This window comes from Acinetobacter sp. GFQ9D191M, from assembly GCF_011174875.1.
Classification (GTDB): domain Bacteria; phylum Pseudomonadota; class Gammaproteobacteria; order Pseudomonadales; family Moraxellaceae; genus Acinetobacter.
In genome coordinates, this window is the sequence record NZ_JAALGV010000127.1 from 1 (window position 1) to 5,940 (window position 5,940).

General features: G+C 38.2%; 6 protein-coding genes. All 6 read right to left on the minus strand.

Features of this window, described 5'->3' with window-relative positions:
- The coding region (locus tag G5T77_RS15725) for a helix-turn-helix transcriptional regulator (RefSeq protein ID WP_166139335.1) at nt 1-244 on the minus strand (244 nt) is incomplete at its 3' end.
- Between the two features lie 750 nt (nt 245-994).
- Nucleotides 995-1,231 (minus strand): VF530 family protein, encoded by a 237-nt coding sequence (locus G5T77_RS15730; protein WP_166139337.1) that lies wholly within the window; start codon nt 1,229-1,231, stop codon nt 995-997.
- A gap of 393 nt (nt 1,232-1,624) precedes the next feature.
- The gene (locus G5T77_RS15735) at nt 1,625-2,086 is read right to left on the minus strand and encodes a MaoC family dehydratase (RefSeq protein ID WP_166139339.1); all 462 of its coding nucleotides are present in this window, start codon (nt 2,084-2,086) and stop codon (nt 1,625-1,627) included.
- Between the two features lie 57 nt (nt 2,087-2,143).
- Nucleotides 2,144-3,538 carry a GntP family permease gene (locus G5T77_RS15740; RefSeq protein ID WP_346773783.1) on the minus strand — a complete coding sequence of 465 codons (1,395 nt, stop codon included), beginning with the start codon at nt 3,536-3,538 and terminating at the stop codon, nt 2,144-2,146.
- Between the two features lie 430 nt (nt 3,539-3,968).
- Complete coding sequence (locus G5T77_RS15745) at nt 3,969-5,258, minus strand: type II toxin-antitoxin system HipA family toxin (RefSeq protein WP_166139343.1); 1,290 nt, start codon at nt 5,256-5,258, stop codon at nt 3,969-3,971.
- Nucleotides 5,255-5,563, minus strand: a complete 309-nt coding sequence (locus G5T77_RS15750) for a helix-turn-helix transcriptional regulator (RefSeq protein WP_166139345.1) — start codon at nt 5,561-5,563, stop codon at nt 5,255-5,257. Before G5T77_RS15750 ends, G5T77_RS15745 begins: the two co-directional genes overlap by 4 nt.
- Nucleotides 5,564-5,940 lie beyond the last annotated feature (377 nt).

Below are 5,940 nucleotides of genomic sequence, written 5' to 3' on the forward strand. Positions count from 1 at the left end.
ATTTTGCTAGTCTAGAGCCTTGTCTAATCAAATGAACCTTATCATCAGGGATGAGCATCAGTTGAGCATTTAATCCTGCCGCTATAATTTCTAAGGTCTCTAATCGAGGGTTGCCCTGACTTTCCAGTTTTTGGTACTGCTGTCTTGAAATGCCTGTACGGGATTGCATATCAACTTGCTTTAAGCCCAATTGGGTTCGTCTTTTTTTGATTTGCTGTAGTAAAGACTTATTTAGTGTAGACATATTTATTGCTTTTGGTGGTATAAGAAGCATATTAGTTGCTTTTTTATTAAGAAGCAATGACAGAAATTATTAACAGGCTCCGCGGCATCAATATTTAGGATCTAGGCAAGCTGATCTTGTTTAACATAAGCCACTTAGTAGTAGCTAATACTATCTTTTGTTTTGGAGTTTTTTTTATCTTGTATGATTGATACTCTGGAGCATCATCTACACGGTTTTTTGTTCACAGTTTTGAAAGAGCACTTTTGTAAACTTACTTTTTTAAGTATAAAAATTTCTTATGAAGTAAAATATTGAATAAAACAACAATAAAAAAGCCCCAGTCATTCAACTGAGGCTTTTAGAATCTGGAGCGGGAAACGAGACTCGAACTCGCGACCCCAACCTTGGCAAGGTCACCGAGATTTATTCCATTAAATGACCTTAATTATAAGTATATGATTTAATTACTGGTATATAGTTTTTGGTGGAGTAAAATTTTGATCAATTTAGATCATTTAATGTGGTTTTGGTCACTTCATTTTAGACATTTTAGTTTATAAAAGTCACCTATGTTTTGATGCTGATTTTCGTGAGAAATAATAACAATATATAGTTTAATATAATGATTACTAATTATTTATAAATCGACTACAACATGTAGTAGCGAAGATGCTCAAAATGCACTTACTACGTAACATCAGTTAAATAAAAGTCTCCCACAAACCCGGTACGGTTCAAATTTTATGATGAGAGGGGTGTTGCCTGGGGCTACGGTTTCTGTTTGGCCTTTTGGCGCAAGACATATAAATATAAGTTTTCTACTTTTTCACGTGCCCATGGTGTGGTACGCAAGAATCGCAATGATGATTTAACACTTGGGTCTATGCAAAAACATCTAATTTCAATTTTACGACTTAAACCTTCAAAACCACCGTAGTAATCCAATAATTCATCCAAAATGTCAGCAAGTTTTTTGCCGTGTAAAGGGTCATTGGAGGTGTTCATAATAGATCAATCGTATTTTGGGTGGCCATTATTATAACCTGGGCTAGTTAGAAAACTAGAGAGTTGGAATGTAGGTAATGATGGACTGAATAGCCACCAATTTTGTTGTACTTGAATAGCCACCAAAATTCTGGAGCACGCCCAGCCATCGGGTGAGGCATCATATATATGACTTGGTAATCCCATTTGATGTGTAGGAAAGTTTTTCTTAATGGGTCACCTTTTAATGGAAGTAGGTGTTTGAAATTGGGACTAAACACCTAGATTCTCAGATGAATATTAGAGTTTAACTCGTTATTAACTTTAACTAAAATATGGATCTAATTCTCCGTTATTCCTAAACCAATAAAGGATTAAATCTATGTGTAAAGGGTTTGAAATTATTGAATGCAGCTAAACGTTTATTGTCGCTGCATCCAATGCCGCTTGCCCTGCTTCTGTGGGGCTAGGTACGTATAATTCTGCTTCGCCCTCAATCACCCTTTCGCCATTTATGTTGCAAATGGTATCAAAGTAAACCCGTTTCCGTTCATGATCAACTTTGGTTACTGTAGCGATAACATCAACACTGTCACCCACATAAACCGGTTTTAAAAATCGCAAATTATGATTGACATAAATTGCACCAGGGCCTGGAAGGTGCAAGCCAAAAATAGGTGAGAAAAAACTGGCGGTTAAAAAACCGTGTGCAATAGGGCGTTTGAATTTTGTTTGTGCGGCATAAATTTCATCATGATGTATGGGATTCTTATCACCACATAATTTGATAAATTGAGCCACTTTTTCTGCGTCTATAGTGCGGGTTAAGGTATGTGATAAACCTACATGAAAGTCATCTACGTGAGCCAATTTCATATTTAATCCTTAAAAATGGATACAGGACGCTTTGTAGCATCCTGTAAATAGGGGGGATTAGAATGAGCCGAAAAGCGTACCCAAAGTAATCGCTACAATAACCGATACCATTGGGATAGCAACCGTACACATGGCCACGTTGCCGTAAGATTGTTTGTGCGTCATGCCACAAATAGCCAGTAAGGTGATGACCGCGCCTGAGTGAGGCAAGGTATCCAGACAGCCTGCCGCCAATGCCGCAATACGGTGTAATAATTCAGGGTTGATACCAGCAGCAGTCGCCATGGCTAGGTAATCGGCACCCAAAGTCGATAAGGCAATCGACATACCTCCAGAAGAAGAACCGGTGATGCCTGCCAAGATATTCATGGCGATGGCTTCTGAAATTAATGGATTACTTGATACATTTAACACCATGTCGCGGATAATCACGAAGCCCGCCAATGATGCAATGACTGCACCATAACCTACTTCAGAAGCTGTGTTGAAAATTGGCAACATCGAACCCAACACACCTTTGTTCACGGTTTCTTTTAAGTTGTTCCATTTGCCCAAGCGTAACAAAATCAAGCTTAAACATGCGACCACCAAGGCAATAATCAATGCCCACAAACCTGTTTGTTTGGTAGGATCTAATTTTGGATAGAGTTCTTTGAGCGAACTGAAGTCCATGCTTGGAAAAAGAATGTAGGTGAACAAAGCATTTACACCAATGACCAATAGCAATGGTAAAAATGCCAAGAATACTGGCATTTCACCTTTAGAGGTTACTCCGTCTTCTAACTTTTCTCCTTCTTGGGTATCAATACCGTATCCTTCGCCATTTCTAGAGGCTTTACTGGCACGGCTTTGTAACCACATGCAGCCCAAACTAAACATGATCAAACCTGAAATGATGCCAATACCAAGGGCAGCAAATACATTGGTACCAAAAAAAGGAATCGGAATCGCATTTTGAATGGAAGGCGAACCTGGTAGAGCTGTCATGGTGAAGGTAAATGAGCCTAAAGCGATGGCACCTGGAATTAATCGCTTTGGAATGTTTGCCGCTTGAAACATGGACTTGGCAATGGGGTAAATAGCAAAAGCCACTACAAACAGTGATACTCCACCATAAGTTAATACACCACACGCTAATACCACGGTCAAAATGGCTCGGTTATGCCCTAATTTCTTCATGATCCAGTTTGAAATGCTAGATGCAGAACCTGAATCAACCATTAATTGTCCAAATAAGGCGCCCAATAAAAAAATAGGAAAGAATTTTAAAATATAGCCGCCCAAAGCCGCCATAAAGGTTTCAGTGTACTGTGGCATCATGTATACCATGTCACCAGAAAGCAAGATGGCAATAGCCGCCATAATTGGTGCCAAAATCAGTACTGAAATACCCCGATAGGCAAAAAACATCAGTAATGCCAATGAGATGAGGATTGCTAAAGTGCCCATTATTTCTCCCTGTTATTTATTTTGTTGTTATCCATAACGTTTTTTTCTAAAAGGCCTTGAATCATGGCTGCCTTATTGAGATGACACCGTTTTGACGCTAAGGCAGTGATGCAAGCCAGTTTCACCCTAGCATAGTGATTTTAAATTAATCAATTGATTATTAGATTGATAACTATTGTTATACACTTTTCAGTTTCTGAATTATGCGTAGATTGAAAGTAATACAGTCACAAGGACTAAAATAATGAGGTGCTTTATTAGCTGATTAGATCCTATTAGATTAAAGAAATCTAATTAGACATTTACAATCTAACGGAATCTATTGCAAGGAACCAATCGTTGCGGCGTAATTGAGATGACTACCATCAAGATTTTCCCAGTCAAAAACGATAAGCTACCATAGCAGTTATCAGACTCACCGTATTTACGGATTCTAATCATTTGCAAGTATTTGAAAGTCTGGATGCAATTTTTTCCAATGTTCTCTTAGTTTTTCTTTATGGGCAGAACCCATTGGTAAATCTAGTAATAGCGCTGGCCATACTGACCGTGCTTTGTTCACGATATCGTGAAGTTGTTTTTCAATTACACGCCATGGAACACCGACTTTTTCTGCCCATTGTTCAAAGTGTTTCATCTCAGCTAAATACCAATCTTTATTTTTGGCAAGATTCAATGCGAAGTGACGCTCATTTTCAATATATACACTTGTCATCAATATATCGTATGCGGGAGATAATCTTGGTGTTCTTTTATCGTGATAAATCATACTCCAGTTCTTTAAGTGTGCATCTCCATTGGCGAGTAAAATATTTATGAGTAAACGGCTGGCAAATTGCTGAATATCAAAAATTTTGTTATCTGAATACTGGTAAATGATCTTGCCTATCTGTTCATAATTTGTGGTGCTGTATTTCTGATGTGGGTATGCACCAAAGATTTGAGCAAAATCTTCAATATGAATAAGCTCTGTAGTGTTAGCAGTACTCTGTCTATCGAATCTCTTAATTGCAAAAGCATATTGCTCTTGGGGTAAATTTAATGGTGGAAGGTCTTGTAAGAGTGCCATATCCACCAACCGAATCTCAGGGACATCTATTCCGACCATTTTGGCAAGGGTCATCATAGAATATTCATTCAGTGGAACAAAAGCATGTCTGGAAGAAGGAGTTTTGATAATCCAATCCCCGAGTAGACTGGATTCCGTTGCCCGCGCTAATGTAAAATGCCCGTCTTTGGCTTTCATGGAAAACTTCATTTGGACGCCGGCCAAGGAAAACTTATTATCTGTTCGAATCTCTTGTTTTAAGATCTGATCTGGATTCGAGATCTGGAGCTTGAATTTTATTTCATCTGGGATTTCTTCTGGATCTAATGGGGTCGCAATGAGTGCTCCAGGTAAGTCATGACCTAAAGCTGCCAATAACTGAAATTCATTGTCTATATGTACTTTGAGGCTTTGTGCAATTAGTTCGCGTAATGCACCTTCTGGTAGCAAGTTTGATAGCAAGGGGTGTAAGCGCTGATGTGTAACATAGGTCTTTTCTAAAATCTTATCTGCTTGAGGATACAAGGGGGAAGTAAGCAGGCTCAAGGTCGGGCGTTGCTGATCAAATCGGAAAGAATCCGTAAAAACCAGAATACTTTTTCCGCTCTGAAATCCTGCCAAGTATCCAACGATAGCGTGATGTAATGTTAATTCTAGGACGGCAACAGTATTCATGGTTCCTCTCCTCCGAGAAGACCCTTCCATGGGTTAGTCATTAAGTCATCCTGATCTTCAATAGTGACTTTAATTTCATCATTCAATAATTGTCTGATCAAATGAACCTTATCATCAGGGATGAGCATCAGTTGAGCATTTAATCCTGCTGCCATAATTTCTAAGGTCTCTAATCGTGGATTACCCTGACTTTCCAGCTTTTGGTACTGCTGTCTTGACATGCCTGTACGAGATTGCATATCAATTTGTTTTAAGCCCAATTGGGTTCGTCTTTTTTTGATTTGTTGAAGTAAAGACTCATTCATTGTAAACACATTTATTGCTTTTAGGCTATGTAAGAAACATATTAGTTTCTTTTTTTTTGAAAAGCAATTTATGAATTTATCATTTCGATCTGTAAAACAGCCCTAGCTACGTATAGCTAAATTCTCAAATATTTAATAGATCAGTTAGTACATATAATGCAATATAGATACGGATAAGTAATAATGCATGTTTGCCTCGCTCGGAATTAGGATCTAACCCTAGGTCAGTAAAAAACGGACTTCTAGGAACAAAAATGACAGGTTCTATCAAATAGTAATTTGCAGATTCTCTAGATTCAGATTTTCTGCTACAGAAAATCTAAATATTAAAAATAATCATCAGATACATCAGTAGCTTGAACCGTACCGGGTTTGTC

Coding starts and splice junctions, on each gene's coding strand:
- G5T77_RS15745 (WP_166139343.1), bottom strand. CDS start 5,258: ATGAATACTGTTGCCGTCCTAGAATTAACATTACATCACGCTATCGTT.
- G5T77_RS15735 (WP_166139339.1), bottom strand. CDS start 2,086: ATGAAATTGGCTCACGTAGATGACTTTCATGTAGGTTTATCACATACC.
- G5T77_RS15730 (WP_166139337.1), bottom strand. CDS start 1,231: ATGAACACCTCCAATGACCCTTTACACGGCAAAAAACTTGCTGACATT.
- G5T77_RS15750 (WP_166139345.1), bottom strand. CDS start 5,563: ATGAATGAGTCTTTACTTCAACAAATCAAAAAAAGACGAACCCAATTG.